Here is a 19,550-nt window from a genome sequence, read left to right on the forward strand (position 1 = left end):
GGAGTCTCGCACCCCCCCATCCGTACTCCCCGCGTTCTCTAAGGAGTCGATCTCCCATGGCCGAGACGACCGTCCGCCGCCGCGTCCGCCACGCCTCCCGCACGAGCGAGTCCGACCGCAAGAACGCCGCCGCCGCGCTGCAGCGCGCCCTCGACCGCCGCGACAACGGCGGCGAGACCGGCCACCTGTAGGCCGGCCGGGCCGTCGGCCCCGGGTGACCGGGCCGTCGGGCCGCCCAGTCCGGGAGCCGCACCCGCACGGGGTGCGGCGCGGGCTTCCGAACGGGACTTCGGGCCCCCGCCGCACCCCGAACCGCCTCATCCCCAACGGCCTCGCCCCGCACGGCCGTCCCCGCCCGGCGCACGGCCGTCCCCCGGCACGGGCTGTCCGTATCGCGGACGGTCCGTGTCATCACATGGGACGAGGAGTAGGGTTCCGCGCATGTCTCGCAGCCTCAATCTCGCAGTGATCCCCGGTGACGGCATCGGGCAGGAAGTCGTGGCCGAAGGCCTCAAGGTCCTCTCCGCCGTCCTCCCGCAGGATGTGAAGCTGGAGACCAAGGACTACGACTTCGGCGCCCGGCGGTACCACGCCACCGGTGAGACCCTCACCGACGCCGACCTCGACGCCCTGAAGCAGCACGACGCCATCCTGCTCGGCGCGATCGGCGACCCGAGCGTCCCCTCCGGCGTCCTGGAGCGCGGCTTCCTGCTCAAGCTCCGCTTCGCCTTCGACCACCACGTCAACCTGCGGCCGAGCAAGCTGCTGCCGGGCGTGGCGACGCCCCTCGCCGGTGAGCCGCAGATCGACTTCGTCGTCGTGCGCGAGGGCACCGAAGGCCCGTACACCGGCAACGGCGGCACCATCCGCAAGGGCACCGAGCACGAGGTCGCCACCGAGGTCTCCGTCAACACGGCCTTCGGTGTCGAGCGCGTGGTCCGCGACGCCTTCGTCCGCGCCCAGGCCCGCCCGCGCAAGAAGCTCGCGCTGATCCACAAGAACAACGTGCTGACCTTCGCCGGTCACCTGTGGACGAACATCTTCACCAAGGTGGCCGCGGAGTTCCCCGACGTCACCACCGAGTACATGCACGTCGACGCGGCGACCATCTACCTGGTCACCCAGCCCGAGCGGTTCGACGTCATCGTCACCGACAACCTGTTCGGCGACATCATCACCGACCTCGCCGCGGCCGTCTCCGGCGGCATCGGCGTCGCGGCCTCGGGGAACATCAACCCCGGCGGTGAGTTCCCGTCGATGTTCGAGCCGGTGCACGGCTCCGCCCCGGACATCGCCGGCCAGGGCAAGGCCGACCCCACCGCCACGGTCCTGTCCGTCGCCCTGCTGCTGCGCCACCTCGGCTACGACGCCGAGGCGACCCGCATCGAGGACGCCGTCTCCGCCGACCTCGCGGAGCGCACCGGGCAGCCCGCCCGCTCCACCTCGCAGATCGGCGACGCGCTCGCCGTACGCGTAGCCGGCTGACCCGCCGCGCTGCCGAATTCCTTCGAAGCCGCCGGGTCGCATCCGCACCCGGCGGCTTCTCGTATGCCTCGCCGGGTGCCACCATCAACCCCTGGGTCGCATTCACCCCGATTCCTTCCGCCGCCCGGGCCGCGCGATAATCGAACGCGGAGCCGCGGATTGAGGGATGCTCGGACGTCCCAGCACTGGCCACCGGCCGTGCGGGAGTGAGCGCGGCCCGTCACTACAACCGGTGAAGGACACCCACTCATGACGACGCCCACGATCGAGCTCAAGCCCTCCGCCAGTCCGCTCTCCGACGCCGAGCGCGAGGCGATCCTGGCCGACCCCGGGTTCGGCCGCCACTTCACCGACCACATGGTGACGATCAAGTGGACCGAGGGGCGTGGCTGGCACGACGGCCAGCTCGTGCCGTACGCGCCGATCCCGCTCGACCCGGCGACGAACGTCCTGCACTACGCCCAGGAGATCTTCGAGGGCCTGAAGGCCTACCGTCGCCCCGACGGCTCCGTCGCCACCTTCCGCCCGGACCAGAACGCCAGGCGCTTCCAGCGGTCCGCCCGCCGGCTCGCGATGCCCGAACTGCCGGTGGAGACCTTCATCGAGGCCTGTGACGTCCTCGTCCAGCAGGACAAGGGGTGGGTGCCGGCGCACGGCGGCGAGGAGTCCCTCTACCTGCGCCCCTTCATGATCGCGACCGAGGTCGGCCTGGGCGTGAAGCCGGCCAACGAGTACCTCTTCCTCGTCATCGCCTCGCCGGCCGGCGCCTACTTCCCGGGCGGTGTGAAGCCGGTCTCGATCTGGGTCTCCGAGGACCACGTCCGCGCGGTCCCCGGCGGCATGGGCGACGCCAAGACCGGCGGCAACTACGCCGCCTCCCTCCTCGCCCAGGCCGAGGCCGCCGCCCAGGGCTGCGCGCAGGTCTGCTACCTCGACGCGGTCGAGCACCGGTGGGTCGAGGAACTCGGCGGCATGAACCTGTACTTCGTGTACGGCGACAGGATCGTCACGCCGTCGCTCACCGGTTCCATCCTGGAGGGCGTCACCCGTGACAGCCTCCTCACGGTCGCCCGGGACCTCGGGTACGAGGCGGAGGAGGGCCGCGTCTCCATCGACCAGTGGCAGCGCGACTCGGAGAACGGCACCCTCACCGAGGTCTTCGCCTGCGGCACGGCCGCCGTCATCACGCCCGTCGGCACGGTCAAGCGCACCGGGGCCGAGTGGCACCAGTCGGGCGGCGAGCCCGGCAAGGTCACGATGAAGCTGCGCGAGGCGCTGCTGGACATCCAGCGGGGCACCACCCAGGACAAGCACGGCTGGATGCACCAGCTGGGCTGACCTCCCTCGGGCTCACCGGGCCCGGGGGGCGCCGCCCTCGGGCCGCCGGCCACCTCCTCACCGGACACCGGACGGGCTCAGCCCGTCCGGTGTCCGGTTGCGCCGGGACGGGGCCGGGCTCGCAGCAGCCACGTCGGGTCACCCGCCGCGTCCGACAGCCGGTACGTCCGCCGCGTCCGGCAGCGGGAAACCCGCAGTCCGCCCCGCCCGGTGAGAGGGGCAGCCTGGCACCGCGACCTGGTGGCGCTGCTCCCCGAAGGCGTGTCGCGGGGGGAGTTCCGCGCCGTCGACCCCGACCGGTCCGCCACCCGGCTGCGGGCGCTGCTCGACGGTTTCTCCATCCATGTGGCGATCGGCCTGCGGGCGCGGACCGGGAGCAGGTCCTCGGCCGCGTGCGGGAGTTCGTCGACCGGACGCCGCGCGCGGACGCCTGATCCCGCCGGGAGCGTTCCCGCATCCTGAGACACGCGGTGAGCACCGGTGCGGCTTGTGCCAGACTGCCCCCGTGCTCTCGTTCGCCACGATTATTGGCAGCAGGCGCGCCGGTCCGCAGTGACCGCCACGTACGACCAGGTACGGGTGGCCACCGTCGTCCTCGACCCGCGCGCAGACCTCTCGCACCCGCGAGAGGTTTTTCGTTTTCCTGGACCACCCGCATCCGGGAGCGAGAGCGCGAGGGACCATGGAGGAACGGTGGAGCCGGTCATTCCGGTAAAGACCGAAGATCCACAACAGGAGCCTTGAGACCATGACCGAGACGGCAACCAACGAGCTCGACGACTCGTTCCACGTCTTCGACACCACTCTGCGCGACGGCGCCCAGCGCGAGGGCATCAACCTCACGGTCGCCGACAAGCTCGCGATCGCACGGCACCTGGACGACTTCGGCGTCGGCTTCATCGAGGGCGGCTGGCCCGGCGCCAACCCCCGCGACACCGAGTTCTTCGCCCGCGCCCGGCAGGAGATCGACTTCCAGCACGCCCAGCTCGTCGCCTTCGGCGCCACCCGCCGCGCGGGCGGCCGGGCCGCCGACGACCCGCAGGTCAAGGCGCTCCTGGACTCGGGCGCCCCCGTCATCACGCTCGTCGCCAAGTCCCACGACCGGCACGTCGAACTCGCCCTGCGCACCACGCTGGACGAGAACCTGGAGATGGTCCGCGACACCGTCTCCCACCTGAAGGAGCAGGGCCGCCGCGTCTTCGTCGACTGCGAGCACTTCTTCGACGGCTACCGCGCCGACCCCGAGTACGCCAAGGCGGTCGTGCGCACGGCCTCCGAAGCCGGCGCGGACGTCGTCATCCTCTGCGACACCAACGGCGGCATGCTCCCCGCGCAGATCCAGGCCGTCGTCTCCACGGTCCTGGCCGACACCGGCGCCCGCCTCGGCATCCACGCCCAGGACGACACCGGATGCGCTGTCGCCAACACCCTCGCCGCGGTGGACGCGGGCGCGACACACGTCCAGTGCACGGCGAACGGCTACGGCGAGCGCGTCGGCAACGCCAACCTCTTCCCGGTCGTCGCCGCCCTGGAACTGAAGTACGGCAAGAAGGTCCTTCCCGACGGCCGCCTGCGCGAGATGACCCGCATCTCCCACGCCATCGCCGAGGTCGTCAACCTCACCCCCTCCACCCACCAGCCGTACGTGGGCGTCTCGGCCTTCGCGCACAAGGCGGGCCTGCACGCCTCCGCCATCAAGGTCGACCCGGACCTGTACCAGCACATCGACCCCGAGCTGGTCGGCAACACCATGCGGATGCTGGTCTCCGACATGGCCGGCCGCGCCTCGGTCGAGCTGAAGGGCAAGGAACTCGGCGTCGACCTCGGCGGCGACCGCGAACTGGTCGGCCGCGTCGTCGAGCGCGTCAAGGAACGCGAACTCAAGGGCTACACCTACGAGGCGGCCGACGCGAGCTTCGAACTCCTCCTGCGCGCGGAGGTCGAGGGCAGGCCCCTCACGTACTTCGAGGTCGAGTCCTGGCGCGCCATCGTCGAGGACCGCCCCGACGGCACCCACGCCAACGAGGCCACGGTCAAGCTCTGGGCCAAGGGCGAGCGCATCGTCGCCACGGCCGAGGGCAACGGCCCGGTCAACGCCCTCGACCGCGCCCTGCGCGTCGGCCTCGAGAAGATCTACCCCCAACTGGCCAAGCTGGACCTGGTCGACTACAAGGTCCGCATCCTGGAGGGCGTCCACGGTACGCAGTCCACCACCCGTGTCCTGATCTCCACGACCGACGGCGCCGGCGAGTGGTCGACGGTCGGCGTCGCGGAGAACGTCATCGCGGCCTCCTGGCAGGCTCTGGAAGACGCCTACGCCTACGGCCTCCTGCGCGCGGGAGTGACCCCGGCGGAGTAACCCGCCCCAGGGCGCGGACCCTCCCGGAGTAACCCGCCCCAGGGCGCGGAGCCTCCCGGAGTGACCTGTGCCGCGGGCGGGGGTCTTCTCGGGGGTGACTTGTGCCGCGGGCGGGCGACGGTCCGCCCGCGGCCCGCGGTCCGCCCGCCCGTCGGGTCCCGGGCAGGAGTCAGTCCCGGCTGCCGGGCCTGGGGGCTCGACGCCGGGCTTGCCGGGTCCCGGCCCGGGAGCCGGCAGGTCCCGGACCGGCGTCCCCCTCGCCCGGCGGCTCCGGACCGGCGTCCGCGTCGCCCGGCGGCTCCGGACCGGCGTCCCCCTCGTCCGGCGGCTCCGGACCGGTGTCCGCGTCGCCTAGCGGATCCGGACCGGTGTCCGCGTCGCCCGGCGGCTTCGGACCGGCGTCCGCCTCGCAGCCGGGCCGGTCCGTCCGGAGGGTGGTCCTGTCTGCCGGACCCCGGGCGGGTTCGCCCCGCCCCGCGCTCACCCGGACGCCGTTCCGAACCACTGACCCAGTCGGTCGATCAGTTCGTGCTGGTTCTCGCCGGCCCAGACCACGTGGCCGTCGGGACGCAGCAGGATCGCGGGGGCGTCCAGTTCCTCGCTGACGTCGACGACGTGGTCGACCCGGTCCGTCCAGCCCGCCGCCGAGAGCCGGCCGGTCTGGTCGAGCAGCAGCCCGCGGCCGGCGTGCATCAGCCCGTAGAGGCGCCCCTGCTTGAGCCCCACGTCCCGCAGCCGCCGGCCGAGCAGCTCGTGGCCCTCGCCGACGTCGTAGCGGACCCCGATCGCGGTGATCTTCTCGATCAGGTACCGGTTCACCTCCTCGAACTCCATCAGCTCCGCCAGCAGCCCGCGCACCGCCCGGGGGCCCGGCTCGGGGGACAGCAGCTGCATCTGCGCCCGCGTGTTGTCCAGGACGTCGGCGGCCACCGGGCGCCGTTCGGTGTGGTAGCTGTCCAGCAGTCCCTCCGGTGCCCAGCCGTTCACCTCGGCGGCCAGCTTCCAGCCGAGGTTGAAGGCGTCCTGGATACCGAGGTTGAGCCCCTGTCCGCCGGTCGGCGGGTGGATGTGGGCCGCGTCGCCGACCAGCAGCGTCCGGCCGACGCGGTACCGATCGGCGAGCCGGGTGGCGTCGCCGAACCGCGACAGCCAGCGCGGGGAGTGCACGCCGAAGTCGGTGCCGGCGATCGCCCGCAGCCGTTGCCGGAACTCCTCCAGCGTCGGCGGGACCGTGCGGTCCTCGGTCACCCCCTCGGCGGGCACGACGACGCGGTACACGCCCTCCCCGAGGGGGATGACGCCGAACCGGAGCTGGGTCCTGCGGACGTCGGCCGTCACGGCGGCCAGCGTCTCGTGCGGCACGCCGACCTCCATCTCGCCCAGCAGCGTCTCGACCCGGGAGGGCTCGCCGGGGAAGCCGACGCCCAGCAGCCTGCGCACCGTGCTGCGGCCGCCGTCGCAGCCGACGAGGTAGCGCGAGCGCAGCCGCGTGCCGTCGGCCAGCTCGGCGGTCACCCCGTCCTCGTCCTGGCTCAGCCCGACCAGCTCGCAGCCGCGCCATATCTCGGTGCCGAGCTCGACGGCGCGTTCGGCCAGCAGGCGCTCGGTGACGGTCTGCGGGACGGCGAGGACGTACGCGTGCGCGGAGTCCAGCCGCTCGGGCCACGGCTTGTCGATGCCGGCGAAGAAACCGCCGACCGTGAACCGCTCGCCGTGCGCGAGGAACCGGTCCAGCAGACCGCGCTGGTCCATCACCTCGACGCTGCGCGCGTGCAGCCCGCGCGAACGGGACTGCCGGGTCGGCTCCGCCTCCTTCTCCAGCACGAGCGTGCGCACCCCCTGCAGCCGCAGCTCGGCGGCCAGCATCAACCCGGTCGGCCCGCCTCCGACGACGATCACGTCGATCATCACAACCCCCACTTCTCTCGCGCTTCTCTCGCGCCACTCGGCTCAGAGCTCCCTGCACAAGGGGACTCCGGCTCACTACGCCCGGCACGCATGCTCGCCGTGTTGCCGTAAGCCCCTGGTGGCGCCGCCACGAGGAGCTTTCGTTGCCTTGCGACCGCACGCACCGGACGCCGCGAGCCGTTCGGCCTCCCCTATCTGCCCGGAGCTCTCAGGCCGGTGATTCTGCGCCACTACCGGGGCCTTGCCGCAAGCCCCCCGGTGCGCTATACGTTGAGAGTGGCAAGGAGTGAGTGATCTCCTTGCCTTCTTCTTTTGGGGCCCGGAACCCACCCCGGGATGCCCTATTTAGTCCCGGTTCGGGTAGTTTCTATATATGAAGGTCGCACCATCGGCCCGAGGCTTCGCCGGACTGCTCGTCGCACTGGCTCTCGCCGCCCTGACGCTGTTGTCGGCGGGCGCCTCGCGTGCGTCCGCGGACAGCAGCGTGTCGACCATCGCCGAGGCCCTGCGCGAGGGCCCGGTCTACGTCGACCCGGAGATGTCCGCCGAGTTCTCCCCGGCGGACGCCGGCGCGCTGCAGAAGAAGATCGAGGGAGCCGACAAACCCGTGTTCGTGGCGGTCCTCCCGGCGGACCACCCGACCCAGAACCTCTTCACCGACCTGCGCACCGCCGCCGGCGTGACCGGTCTGTACGCGATCCGGCTCGGTGACCGCTTCGACGCCCGCGCGGACCCGTCGGTCCTGCCGGACGCGGCCGTGCGCAACCTCGTCGGCAGTGTGCGGGGCGAGACCGACGTCGCCGCCCAGCTCGACGACTTCACCGACCGCGCCCTGGCCAACATGGGCGGCTCCGCCCCCGCGAGCTGGAGCTCCTCGGACGGCGGGGGCGGAGTCTCGACCTCCGCGCTGATCGCCGCCGGCGCGGTCCTGGTGGCGGGCAGTGCCGGCGCGTACACCCTCGTCCGCCGCAACCGCAGGCAGCACGCGCAGGAGCGGCGGGCGGCGCTGGAGAAGCTGCGGGTCGTCGTCGACGAGGACATCACGGCGTTCGGCGAGGAACTCGACCGTCTCGACTTCCACCCCGCGGAGGCCAGTGCCGACGACGCGATGCGCGCCGACTACGAACGCGCCCTCGACTCCTACGAACAGGCCAAGTCGCTCATGGCGGCCGCGACGAGACCGGAGGACGTGCGGGCCGTCAGCCAGGCCCTGGAGGACGGCCGGTTCTCCCTGGCCGTGCTCGCCGCCCGCAGGTCGGGCACCCCGCTGCCCGAGCGTCGGCCGCCCTGCTTCTTCGATCCTCGCCACGGTCCCTCCGTGGCCGACGCCGCCTGGATCCCGCCCGGCGGTGCCCCGCGCGAGGTGCCGGTGTGCGCGGCGGACCGCACCCGCCTGGCCGACGGCCGCGACCCCGTCGCCCGCGAGGTCGACACCGACTACGGCCGCCGCCCGTACTGGGAGGCCGGCCCGGCCTACGGTCCGTGGGCGGGCGGCTACTTCGGCGGCGGCATCCTGCCCGGGCTGCTCGTCGGCACCATGCTCGGCGGCATGATGGCCACCCCGACCTACGCGGCCGACTACGGCGACGGCTACGGCGACTTCGGCGGCGGTTACGAGGGAGGCGACGTCTCCGGCGCGGACTTCGACACCGGGAGCTTCGGCGACTTCGGCGGCGGGGGAGGGGACTTCGGGGGCGGCGGCGACTTCGGCGGAGGCTTCTGACGACGTCGTCCGGCCGGCCGGCGCGGACAAGGGCACGGGCCCGGCGCAGAACGCGCCGGGCCCGTGGACGTCGTCGTCCCCCCGATGCCGGGGTGGAGAACGTCAGAGGGAGGCCGCGGCCGAGGCGATGGCCGAGGCGAACGTGGAGACCTCGGTGTAGACGCCGGGCGCGTTCGGCCGGGCGCAGCCGATGCCCCAGCTGACGATGCCGACCTGGATCCAGGCGTTGCTCGCGTCACGGCGGAACATCGGGCCACCGGAGTCGCCCTGGCAGGTGTCGACCCCGCCGGCCGTGTACCCGGCGCAGATCTCCTCACTGGCGATCAGACCGCTGTAGCCGCTGTACGAGCGGCAGGTGGCGTCGCTGACGAACGGCACCGTGGCCTTGAGCAGGTAGCGCTGCTGCGCACCGCCCTCGCGGGCCGCCCCCCAGCCGGCGACGGTGAAGGTGCCGGTGTTGTACTGCGTGTTCGTCGCGATCTTCAGCGTCGGCAGGTTGATGGGCTGCGCGAGCTTGATGAGCGCCCAGTCCTTGCCGTCGCCGTTGTATCCGGGGGCCCGGTACACGTACGTGGAGCGCACCTGGACGCGGCCGGAGGTGGACTGGAGGTCCACGACACCGGCGGTGGCCGTGATGCTGGTGTTGCGGCCGGTGGCGCCCACGCAGTGGGCGGCCGTGAGCACGATCTGCTGGGTGTACAGGGCGCCGCCGCAGCCCATGGAGAGCCGGACCATGAACGGGAACTCGCCCTGCGCGGCGGTGGTTCCGCCGACGACGGGCGAGGGGGCGGCCTGTGCGGACGAGAGGGGCTGAAGGCTGACGATCGCGAGGGCGGCCGCACCGACGACCGCGAATCTCTTGAGCGCCGTGAGGAGTCTCTTCAAGGTGATGCCTTCCGTGGGGGGCTGACCTGGGGACGGGGAGCCGGGGTGGGACCAGGACACGGAAATGACGCGCGCATGACAACAGCGGCAGCAAAAGAACGCCCATTGGCTGGCATGGGCAGGTCAAATCTGTTGCTGGATTATGAGAAGTCCGCAAGCCTTCACACAAGGGGGCCGATTCAGCCAAGGGGCCGCGAGGGCGCCTGTGCGGCGAGGTCCTCCAGCGGCCCGCCGCTGAGCCGGCACACCGTCCACTCCTCCAGCAGCTCCACCCCGAGCGACCTGTAGAAGTCGATCGTCGGCCGGTTCCAGGCCAGGACCCACCACTCGAACCGCTCCCAGCCGCGCCGCGTGCAGATCGCGGCCAGTGCGGCGAGCAGCGCCTTCCCGTGCCCCGCGCCCCGGGCGTGCGGGCGGACGTACAGGTCCTCCAGGTGCATGCCCCGGGTGCCGGTCCAGGTGGAGAACCGGGGGAACCACAGCGCGAATCCCACGCTCTCCCCGCTCTCGTCGTCCTCGGCGATCAGCACGTGTGCCGCCGGGTGCTCCCCGAACAGCGCCTCCCGGAGCTGCTCCAGCGTCGCCCGCGCCTGCTCGACGGCCTTCTCGTAGGCGGCGAGTTCACGGATCATCGCCCGGATCTCGGGGACGTCGTCCGGGGTCGCGGCTCGGATCATGCGGACGATCATGCGCGGGGCGGGGAGCGGTGTCCATCGTGTTCCACGGGCCGAGAAGACGCCGTGCCCGCCGAACGGGCCGTGCTCGCCGGCACCGTGGAGACCGCCGCCACCCTGCCCCCCGGCTCCCGCCCCCGGGCCGCCGTCGCGGCCGCCTCTCGGGGCCCTTGCCCTATGAGCGCCTGATCAGGCCGCGGCCCAGGCGGGCACAGTGCCAGGCCCCTCAGCCCTTCGCCAGTGCCAGCAGCCGCTCGAAGTCGATCGCCCCCGGGTCCCCGTGCGCGTTCTCCGGGACGTGCATGTGCCCGCACACGCCCTTGAAGGCGTTCCACCGGGAGGCGCTCATCCGCTGGCCGCCCGCGTTCCCGGCCGAGCCGGGGTAGGCGGGCCACAGGGCGGGTCCGCGCAGCGGGACGCCGTGGTGCGCGTGCATCCAGGCCAGGAAGCGGGCCACGCCGGCCAGCGCCCAGTCAGGGGCCTGGGGCCAGTAGACGTGGGCCTGGCCGCTCGTGCGCCACTTGGTGTGCAGCTCGGGGTCGCAGGTGCCGACCAGCTCCGCCTGGCAGACGTTCAGCGTGTTGGTCTCCACACCGCCGGGCCGGTTGATCAGGGCGCGGGAGGAGATGTCGATGTCGAAGTGCTGGTACCACTTCAGCTTCTTGGCGGCGAGATCCGGCACCGCCGTCAGGTTGGGGGCGGCGGACCCGCCCCGGTAGTCGGGGAGGGAGCGGCCCTCCGTGGTGTGCAGGACGACGACGTTGACCTCCATGCGGTCGCCGCCGTAGTCGTCCTGGTACCAGTGGTCGCGGTTCGCGCCCGGGTAGTGCTGCGGTCCGGTCCTGGTGCTCACGGCGCCTCCTGCGTCGGGGTGTCCCCGGCCGCGGGTCGGCGGGGGCGCCCTGATGAACGACCGACGTCCGACGGCGTCGCGCAGCGGCGGCCGGGACGGAACGCCGAGCGCCCGCCCTCCCGGGGGTGTAGAGGGCGGGCGCGCTCGGGGGAGCCGGCGTCGGCCGACGTCAGGCGTTCCGGATCGCCGAGATGTCGAAGTTCAGCTTGATCTTGTCGGAGACCAGGACACCGCCCGTCTCCAGCGCCGCGTTCCAGGTCAGACCCCACTCGGAGCGCAGGATCTCCGCCTTGCCCTCGAAGCCGACGCGCTCGTTGCCGAACGGGTCCTTGGCGGAGCCGTTGAACTCCAGGTCGATCGTGAGCGGCCGGGTGACGCCGAGGATGGTCAGGTCGCCGGTTATGCGGTAGTCGTCACCGCCGAGCGCCCGCGCCGAGGTGGAGCGGAACGTCATCGTCGGGAACTCCTCGATCCGGAAGAAGTCGGCGCTCTTCAGGTGCCCGTCGCGGTCGGCGGACCCGGTGTCGACGCTGTCCATCTTGACGTCGATGGAGGCGGTGGACTTCGTCGGGTCGGCGCCGTCCAGGTGGAGCGAGCCGACGAAGTCGTTGAACTTGCCCTTGACGTTCGTGACCATCGCGTGCCGGGCGACGAAGCCGAACGTCGAGTGCGCCGGGTCGATCGTGTAGTCGCCGGTCAGGGAGGCGAGCTCCGGGCTCACGGCGGGGGCGGTGGCGTCGGTGGTGGTGTCGGTGGACTCGGTGTTCCTGCGGCCGAAGAGGACCATGACGTGCTCCTTGGGGGACGAAGCGGGCGTACCGTCGAACTTGAACTTGAACTTTAAGTTGAACGTTCAACGAACTCGACAGGACCTACCGTAGACCCATTCTGTTCAAGTTTCAACTTCATCGGCCGGTGGCGCGCTACGCTCCCCCTCGTCACCCCACCGGAGCAGCCGCCCCACCGCTGAATGTGTCGTGGCTCTCCCCCTCCTCTTTGTACGACCCCGACAACCGCGAAGCCCTCTGAGCAGTCGGAACGCCTGCACGCCCCCCGGGTTCTGTTCAGTGGTACCAGGAAAACGCGTCGGAGACTGTACGGAGTCGACGTCTCGCTTTGCTTGGTGCTCTTCGTAAGGTCGCTACATGACCGTTTTGGAAGAAGCGACGGGCGAACCGACCGACGGGGCGACCGAGGAGCCCGCGGACGCGCGGGGCCGCGTCGCCGAGCTGCACGGAATCCGGGCGCAGGCGCTGGCCGGGCCGAGCGAGAAGGCGACCCAGGCGCAGCACGCCAAGGGCAAGCTGACCGCGCGGGAGCGCATCGAGCTGTTGCTCGACGCGGGGTCCTTCCAGGAGGTCGAGCAGCTGCGCCGGCACCGGGCGACCGGGTTCGGCCTGGAGGCCAGGAAGCCGTACACCGACGGTGTCATCACCGGCTGGGGCACGGTGGAGGGCCGTACGGTCTTCGTCTACGCCCATGACTTCCGCATCTTCGGCGGCGCGCTGGGTGAGGCCCACGCCACCAAGATCCACAAGATCATGGACATGGCCATCGCGGCCGGAGCCCCGCTGGTGTCGCTCAACGACGGCGCCGGCGCCCGTATCCAGGAGGGCGTCTCCGCGCTCGCCGGCTACGGCGGCATCTTCCAGCGCAACACCAAGGCCTCCGGCGTCATCCCGCAGATCTCGGTGATGCTCGGCCCGTGCGCGGGCGGCGCGGCCTACAGCCCCGCCCTCACCGACTTCGTCTTCATGGTCCGCGAGACCTCGCAGATGTTCATCACCGGCCCGGACGTCGTCAAGGCCGTCACCGGTGAGGAGATCACCCAGAACGGCCTCGGCGGCGCGGACGTGCACGCCGAGACGAGCGGTGTCTGCCACTTCGCGTACGACGACGAGGAGACCTGCATCGCGGAGGTCCGCTACCTGCTGTCCCTCCTGCCGCAGAACAACCGCGAGAACCCGCCGCGCGTCGAGTGCGCCGACCCGGCCGACCGCCGCAGCGACGTCCTGCTCGACCTGGTCCCGGCGGACGGCAACCGTCCGTACGACATGACCAAGGTGATCGAGGAGCTCGTCGACGACGGCGAGTACCTGGAGGTCCACGAGCGCTGGGCCCGCAACATCATCTGCGCGCTGGCCCGGCTGGACGGCCAGGTCGTCGGCATCATCGCCAACCAGCCGCAGACGCTGGCCGGTGTGCTGGACATCGAGGCGAGCGAGAAGGCCGCGCGCTTCGTGCAGATGTGCGACGCCTTCAACATCCCGATCATCACTCTTCTGGACGTCCCCGGCTTCCTGCCCGGCGTCGACCAGGAGCACGGTGGAATCATCCGCCACGGCGCGAAGCTCCTCTACGCCTACTGCAACGCGACCGTGCCCCGCATCTCCCTGATCCTGCGCAAGGCCTACGGCGGTGCCTACATCGTCATGGACAGCCAGTCCATCGGCGCGGACCTCACCTACGCCTGGCCGACGAACGAGATCGCCGTGATGGGCGCCGAGGGCGCCGCCAACGTCATCTTCCGCCGTCAGATCGCCGAGGCCGAGGACCCCGAGGCCATGCGGGCCCGCATGGTCAAGGAGTACAAGTCCGAGCTGATGCACCCGTACTACGCAGCCGAGCGCGGTCTGGTCGACGACGTCATCGACCCCGCCGAGACCCGCGAGGTTCTCATCAGGTCCCTGGCGATGCTGCACACCAAGCACGCCGACCTGCCCTCGCGCAAACACGGCAACCCCCCGCAGTAACCCAGCGGACCTTCCGCGACACCCCAGCGGAAACCTCTCTCACGGAGACTGAACGCCATGGACACGCCTGACATCCGCGTCGAGAAGGGCCACGCCGAGCCCGAGGAGGTCGCCGCCATCACGGCGATCCTGCTGGCCCGCGCCGCGGCCCGCCCCTCCGAACCCACGGCCCACCGCGGCCGCCTCAAGGCCGGCTGGCGCCGCCTGGAACGCGAGGGCGGCTTCCGCGCCCCGCACAGCTGGCGCTGACCCGCGACACCCCGGGCCCCGACCGCCCCCAGGCGGCCGGGGCCTTCGCGCGTGCGGATGGGGCCCGGCCACCGCCACGGGGCACACGCGGGCGTACCGGCGATCCGGCGGACGAGGCGGAGCCGATCGACGCCCGGGGAGCCACCGGCCCGTCCCGCGCGGAGCGCCGTCCGCGCCCCGTCGGACTCCGGTGGCCGGGCCCCTGCGAGCGCACAACGGGAAACGGCCCCTGTACCTCCCGAGGGAGGTACAGGGGCCGTTTCCGTGGGTCCCTACCGCAGACGCGCCATCAGCGCGTGCTCCACCAGCGTGATCAGCGCCGACTTGGCGTCCGCGCGGTGGCGGGCGTCCGTCGTGATGATCGGGGTGTCGGGGCCGATCTGGAGGGCCTCGCGCACCTCGTCGGGGTTGTACGGCTGGTTGCCGTCGAAGCCGTTGAGGGCGATCACGAAGGGCAGGCCGGAGTTCTCGAAGTAGTCGACCGCGGGGAAGCAGTCGGCGAGCCGGCGGGTGTCCACCAGGACGATCGCGCCGATGGCGCCGCGCACCAGGTCGTCCCACATGAACCAGAAGCGGTCCTGGCCGGGCGTACCGAACAGGTAGAGGATCAGGTCCTGGTCCAGGGTGATGCGGCCGAAGTCCATGGCCACCGTGGTGGTGGTCTTGTCCCCGGTGTGGGTGAGGTCGTCGATGCCTGCCGAAGCAGACGTCATGACGGCCTCGGTACGCAGCGGGTTGATCTCCGAGACGGCCCCGACGAACGTGGTCTTGCCCACGCCGAAGCCACCCGCCACCACGATCTTCGCCGAGGTGGTGGAGCGGGAAGGACCGCCGCTAGAGCTTGCGAAGTCCACTGAGCACCCTTTCGAGCAGTGTCACGTCTGGCTGGCCGCCGGCGCTCTCGTCGCCGCCGGGCTGATGGATGGCGACCAGTCCCGCCTCCGCCAAGTCGGCGACGAGGATCCTGGCCACGCCGAGGGGGATGGTCAGGAGCGCCGAGATCTCGGCGACCGACTTGATCTCTCGGCAGAGGTTGCAGATCCGCTGATGCTCGGGCAACTGGCCCTGCATCTGGTGCGGCTGCGCAGTGGTGTGCACCAGCGCCTCGATGGCGAGCTGGTACCGCGGGCGGGTCCGGCCACCGGTCATGGCGTACGGACGCACCAACGGGTTGTTCGACGCCCCGGCGGGCGCCGGCTCGGGGGTGCGGCGCTGCGGCTGCACGGGCTGGATGCGCGGCGCATGCGGCTGGTCGTACGGCGACTGGCCGGGCCCCTGCGGACCCTGCGGCGGCGCGTACGGCTGACGCTGCTGGCTCGGAGCGGAGGGGAAGTTGTAACGGTTCGCGTTCTGGGAACCGTCGCCCGCGCCCTGGGCAGGGCCGTACGACCAGTTACCCGAATTGGAACCGCCTGGGGGTGTTGCCACTTTCTCTCCTCCTCCGACTGTGCCTGGCACCCATCACGTGGAAGCCGCGTCCCGAAACACTACGGCCTCGGGACGCCAAAACGCACCGTCCGTCTGTCAGTTGAGCAGGCTCCCTTGGAGCTCCGCACGAAGGTCGGGCGTCAGGACCGTACCGGCACGGTCCACCAGAAGGGCCATCTCGTACCCGATGAGGCCGATGTCCGCCTCCGGGTGCGCGAGGACCGCGAGCGACGAACCGTCGGAGATGGACATGATGAAGAGGAAGCCCCGTTCCATCTCCACAACCGTCTGGTTCACGCTGCCTCCCTCGAAGATCCGGGAGGCGCCTGCCGTCAGTGACGTCAGACCGGAGGCGACGGCCGCGAGCTGGTCGGCGCGGTCGCGGGGGAAGCCTTCGGACATCGCCAGAAGGAGTCCGTCGGCGGAGACCACCACCGTGTGGGACACCCCCGGGGTGTTGTCCACGAAGTTGGTGATCAACCAGTTCAGGTTCTGTGCCGCCTGGCTCATCGGGCTCACACTAACGCTCCTGGTTGTAGGTGCTGTCAGGACCGAAGCCCTGGCCGTTCGTTTCACTGCCTGCGTTGCGTCCGCGCTGGACACCGCGACGCAGGTTGCTCAACCTGCCTCGCACGTCCTCCGGGGCGCGGGAGATCTGTGGACCTCCCTGGGGGGTGGTCTCGGCGGCTCCCTCGACCAGGTTGGCCTTGGGTACCCGCCGCGGCAGGCCGGAGGAGGTGACCCCGCCCGCCTTGGGCTTCCGGAGCTGTGCGGCCTGCTGCCAGCGCTCGTCGTTCGCCGAGCGCCAGCTGTCGCCGTTGCCCTCCGAAGCGGGAGCCGGCGCTTCCTGGTTCGCGGGCCGCGAGCCGTTCGAACCGCTCGCTGCGGGGGATCCGCGACGGGGGAGCCCGGCGTCGGTCAGCTCGTGGACGGCGGCGTCGGCCGGTCCCGGACGGTCGAAGCCTACGCGGTCCTGGTCGCTCGCGTCAGCGGCCTGCGCGGATTCCGCTTCCGGAGCGTACTGGTCCGGGTAGCCGTTGTGGTAGCCGTTCTGCTGCGGCCAGTCGTCCTGGTAGGACTGCCCGTCGTAGGAGGGGAAGCCCTGCGGCGCGGACGGCTGGGACGGCGCGCGCTCCTCCTGGACCGGCTCCGCATACGCGGGGTCCGGGTAGCCGCCGTTCGACCCGAAGGTGTCGCGGTGCGGCAGGGAGCCGTTCGGGGAGAAGCCGTCCGCCTGCGGCAGACCGTTGTTCGACGTCGTGTACGGGTCCTCGTACGCCGGACGCTGCTGCTCGTCGTACGCCGTCTGCCGGTCGTAGCCGGTGGACTGCTCAGGGAAGGCCGTCGTGCCGGAGTCGTAGCCGTTCTGGGCGCCGGGGTAGCCGTTCCGGGAGGCGTCGTACGCCGACTGCTGCTGCGTCTGGTCGAAGCCGTCGGCGAACGCCTGGGTCTCGGCCGGCTGCTGCTGTTGCGGCTGGCCGGGCTGGCCGTTCGACTGGGCCTCCAGCGCCGCCCTGCGCTCCTCGCGCATCAGGGAACGGCCCACCGGGTCCAGATCGCGCAGGTCGTCGGGGACCTCGGAGTAGCGGCTGTCGTCGAAGCCGAGCTCGGCCGCGGTGCGCATCGGCGGGAGCTGGGTGAAGTCCTCACCCTGGTACTGCTGCTCCGGGATGATCTGCGAGACGGTGAACTCGTCGCCGCCCGTGGTCTGCTCGCCGCCGCCGCCGTGCGTGATCGCGTCCGGCAGCATGACCAGCGAGGTGGTGCCGGCCTGCTCGCCCGAGGGACGCAGCTGGACGCGGATGCCGTGCCGGTCGGACAGCCGGCCGACCACGAAGAGGCCCATGCGCTGGGAGATCGCGGCGTCCACGGTCGGCGGGTTGGCCAGCTTGTGGTTGATGTCCGCGAAGTCCTCGGCCGTCAGGCCGATGCCCTTGTCGTGGATCTCGATCATGACGCGGCCGTCGGGCAGACGGGTCGCGGTGACGCGGACCTTGGTCTGCGGGGAGGAGAACGTGGTGGCGTTCTCCAGCAGCTCGGCGAGCAGGTGCACGAGGTCGGTCACGGCACGGCCGTGGATCTCGGCCTCCGGGACGCCGGAGAGCTCGATGCGCTCGTACTGCTCCACCTCGGAGGAGGCGGCGCGCAGCACGTCGACCAGCGGGACCGGCTGGTCCCAGCGGCGGCCGGGCTCCTCGCCGGCGAGGACCAGGAGGTTCTCGCCGTTGCGGCGCATACGGGTCGCGAGGTGGTCCAGGCGGAAGAGGTTCTCCAGCTGATCCGGGTCGGCCTCGTTGTTCTCCAGGTCGGTGATCAGGGTCAGCTGACCCTCGATCAGCGACTGGTTGCGGCGCGACAGGTTGGTGAAGATCGCGTTGATGTTGCCCCGCAGCAGGGCCTGCTCGGCGGCCAGTCGGACCGCCTCGCGGTGGACCTGGTCGAAGGCGCGGGCGACCTCGCCGATCTCGTCGGTGGTGGTGATCGGGATGGCCTGGACACGGGTGTCGACGCGGCCGGGGTCGGTGCGCGAGAGCTGGTCGACCAGCATCGGCAGGCGCTGCTCGGCGATGCCGAAGGCGGCGTTGCGCAGCTGGCGCATGGCCTGGCTCATCTGGCGGGCCATGAGTGAGGCGATGATGAAGGCTGTGAGCAGGGCGATGATGACGATGCCGCCGTTGACGACGGCGTCCTGCTGGGCATCGGAGGCGATCTGCCCGGCGTCGGTCACCGCGCGGTCGATGAGTGCCTTCTCGATCTCGCTGTAGCCCTCGAACTTCAGCGTCGCGGCCGTCATCCACGCCTTCGCCGTGACGCCCGACTCGGCGAGCTGGGCGGGGCTCCTGCCGCTGCCGATCGCCGTGATCATGTCCTCCATGGACGGCGGGGCCACGAAGTCCTGGCCCGCGGCGTCGGCCCTGGCCTTGGCGTCGGCGGCCTGCTTCTCGCCCTCGGCCTGCTTCTCCTTCATGACCGAGGTCAGCCGCGCGGCGTCCTCGGTGGTGCCGCCGGAGATGTACTCCTGGAGCGCGACCCGCTCGAGGTAGGCGTAGGAGGTGAAGGCGGTGATCTGCTGGGCGCGGATCTTCTCGTCGGGGCTCGGCCGCACCAGCAGGTGCATGCCGATGGAGCGCTGGAGCGACTCGGCGCCCTTGGCCAGGGCGATCGCGTAGACCGTACGGCCGTAGGCGGTGATGTTCCCGGTGCCCAGACCCAGCTCGTTGGAGAACTCCATGAGCAGGTGCTCGACGGCGACGTAGCCCTCTTCGGTCCGCACCGGGTCCATCGCCGCGGTGTAGGCGGCCTCGCGGACCTTGGCGAGGGTGGGCTCCGCCTCCTCCACCAGCTGGAGCCGGCGCTCCAGGCCCTGCTTGGCCGGCATGCCGACGACTTCCTTGTGGAAGGCGGCGGCCTTCTGGTCGGTGACGGCCCGCGCGTCCTTGACGACCGGGCTGTCCTTCTTGTTCTGCAGCAGCGGCTCGGCGGAGACGTCCCGCTCGTTGAGGAGGGCTTCGGCGTAATCACCGGCGGCGGCGACGATCTTCGCGACCTTCTCGGCGTCGCGGGCCTCCTGCCAGGTGTCGATCGAACTCTTCACCTGGAAGCCGCCCATGACCAGGCCGACCAGCACGGGTATGAGCAGGATCGCGTTCAGCCGGGTCGGCACCCGCCAGTTGCGCGGGGAGAGGCGGCCACCGCTCTTGGCGGGTGCGGCCGTCGGCTCCGAACCGGGCACAGGGGCGGACGCCGCTCCGCGCGGCGGCGGGGTGAAGTTGCCCCGCGCCGCCGGCTCGGGACTTTTCTTGCTTCGCCTCACTCGACCAACAACCTCTCGGCGGTCGGCACCTACGTCGTGCCGCAGTTTCTCAAAGCCCGGTCAGCCATCGACCATGAGTAC

At 71.3% G+C, this 19,550-nt stretch carries 16 protein-coding genes and 1 pseudogene; 8 read left to right on the forward strand and 9 right to left on the reverse strand.

Annotated features, from left to right (window positions below):
- Positions 1-56: 56 nt before the first annotated feature.
- The 5 genes and pseudogenes from ACZ4YY_RS25450 (at position 57) to cimA (ending at position 5,182) form a co-directional block, all read left to right on the forward strand.
- Positions 57-191 carry a hypothetical protein gene (locus tag ACZ4YY_RS25450; RefSeq protein WP_264937195.1) on the forward strand — a complete coding sequence of 45 codons (135 nt, stop codon included), beginning with the start codon at positions 57-59 and terminating at the stop codon, positions 189-191.
- A 250-nt stretch (positions 192-441) separates the two neighbouring features.
- Complete coding sequence (locus ACZ4YY_RS25455; protein WP_468294488.1) at positions 442-1,485, forward strand: 3-isopropylmalate dehydrogenase; 1,044 nt, start codon at positions 442-444, stop codon at positions 1,483-1,485.
- A 249-nt stretch (positions 1,486-1,734) separates the two neighbouring features.
- Complete coding sequence (locus tag ACZ4YY_RS25460; protein ID WP_468294491.1) at positions 1,735-2,823, forward strand: branched-chain amino acid aminotransferase; 1,089 nt, start codon at positions 1,735-1,737, stop codon at positions 2,821-2,823.
- A 222-nt stretch (positions 2,824-3,045) separates the two neighbouring features.
- Positions 3,046-3,257 (forward strand): annotated as a pseudogene (locus tag ACZ4YY_RS25465) (TetR family transcriptional regulator C-terminal domain-containing protein); the annotation flags it as partial.
- A gap of 314 nt (positions 3,258-3,571) precedes the next feature.
- Positions 3,572-5,182 (forward strand): citramalate synthase, encoded by a 1,611-nt coding sequence (gene cimA / locus ACZ4YY_RS25470; RefSeq protein WP_468294494.1) that lies wholly within the window; start codon positions 3,572-3,574, stop codon positions 5,180-5,182.
- A gap of 480 nt (positions 5,183-5,662) precedes the next feature.
- On the opposite strand, the gene rox is transcribed toward cimA, so the two are convergent.
- Positions 5,663-7,090, reverse strand: coding sequence for a rifampin monooxygenase (rox, locus tag ACZ4YY_RS25475; RefSeq protein WP_468294497.1), 1,428 nt, complete (start codon positions 7,088-7,090; stop codon positions 5,663-5,665).
- A gap of 373 nt (positions 7,091-7,463) precedes the next feature.
- On the opposite strand from rox, the gene ACZ4YY_RS25480 reads away from it, so the two are divergent.
- Positions 7,464-8,813 carry a hypothetical protein gene (locus ACZ4YY_RS25480; protein ID WP_468294500.1) on the forward strand — a complete coding sequence of 450 codons (1,350 nt, stop codon included), beginning with the start codon at positions 7,464-7,466 and terminating at the stop codon, positions 8,811-8,813.
- Between the two features lie 102 nt (positions 8,814-8,915).
- On the opposite strand, the gene ACZ4YY_RS25485 is transcribed toward ACZ4YY_RS25480, so the two are convergent.
- The 4 genes from ACZ4YY_RS25485 to ACZ4YY_RS25500 all read right to left on the reverse strand — a co-directional run bounded on the left by ACZ4YY_RS25485 (position 8,916) and on the right by ACZ4YY_RS25500 (position 12,012).
- Positions 8,916-9,698 (reverse strand): serine protease, encoded by a 783-nt coding sequence (locus tag ACZ4YY_RS25485; RefSeq protein WP_468294503.1) that lies wholly within the window; start codon positions 9,696-9,698, stop codon positions 8,916-8,918.
- A 179-nt stretch (positions 9,699-9,877) separates the two neighbouring features.
- Positions 9,878-10,375 (reverse strand): GNAT family N-acetyltransferase, encoded by a 498-nt coding sequence (locus ACZ4YY_RS25490; RefSeq protein WP_468294506.1) that lies wholly within the window; start codon positions 10,373-10,375, stop codon positions 9,878-9,880.
- A gap of 223 nt (positions 10,376-10,598) precedes the next feature.
- Positions 10,599-11,225 (reverse strand): hypothetical protein, encoded by a 627-nt coding sequence (locus tag ACZ4YY_RS25495; RefSeq protein ID WP_468294509.1) that lies wholly within the window; start codon positions 11,223-11,225, stop codon positions 10,599-10,601.
- 169 nt (positions 11,226-11,394) lie between these two features.
- Positions 11,395-12,012 carry a YceI family protein gene (locus tag ACZ4YY_RS25500; protein WP_468294512.1) on the reverse strand — a complete coding sequence of 206 codons (618 nt, stop codon included), beginning with the start codon at positions 12,010-12,012 and terminating at the stop codon, positions 11,395-11,397.
- A 358-nt stretch (positions 12,013-12,370) separates the two neighbouring features.
- On the opposite strand from ACZ4YY_RS25500, the gene ACZ4YY_RS25505 reads away from it, so the two are divergent.
- Entirely contained in the window at positions 12,371-13,978 is a 1,608-nt protein-coding gene (locus ACZ4YY_RS25505) for an acyl-CoA carboxylase subunit beta (protein WP_468294515.1), read from the forward strand.
- A 57-nt stretch (positions 13,979-14,035) separates the two neighbouring features.
- Positions 14,036-14,227, forward strand: a complete 192-nt coding sequence (locus tag ACZ4YY_RS25510) for an acyl-CoA carboxylase subunit epsilon (protein ID WP_468294518.1) — start codon at positions 14,036-14,038, stop codon at positions 14,225-14,227.
- A 272-nt stretch (positions 14,228-14,499) separates the two neighbouring features.
- On the opposite strand, the gene ACZ4YY_RS25515 is transcribed toward ACZ4YY_RS25510, so the two are convergent.
- From ACZ4YY_RS25515 to ACZ4YY_RS25530, 4 genes are all read right to left on the reverse strand, one after another.
- On the reverse strand, positions 14,500-15,081 hold the full coding sequence (locus ACZ4YY_RS25515; RefSeq protein WP_026248371.1) for a GTP-binding protein: 582 nt from the start codon (positions 15,079-15,081) through the stop codon (positions 14,500-14,502).
- Complete coding sequence (locus ACZ4YY_RS25520; protein WP_468294521.1) at positions 15,062-15,655, reverse strand: DUF742 domain-containing protein; 594 nt, start codon at positions 15,653-15,655, stop codon at positions 15,062-15,064. The genes ACZ4YY_RS25515 and ACZ4YY_RS25520 overlap by 20 nt, the downstream gene beginning before the upstream one ends.
- A 96-nt stretch (positions 15,656-15,751) precedes the next feature.
- On the reverse strand, positions 15,752-16,165 hold the full coding sequence (locus ACZ4YY_RS25525) for a roadblock/LC7 domain-containing protein (RefSeq protein ID WP_004983065.1): 414 nt from the start codon (positions 16,163-16,165) through the stop codon (positions 15,752-15,754).
- A gap of 10 nt (positions 16,166-16,175) precedes the next feature.
- On the reverse strand, positions 16,176-19,469 hold the full coding sequence (locus ACZ4YY_RS25530; protein WP_468294524.1) for a sensor histidine kinase: 3,294 nt from the start codon (positions 19,467-19,469) through the stop codon (positions 16,176-16,178).
- Positions 19,470-19,550 lie beyond the last annotated feature (81 nt).

This window comes from Streptomyces sp. NPDC030143 (genome assembly GCF_055573695.1).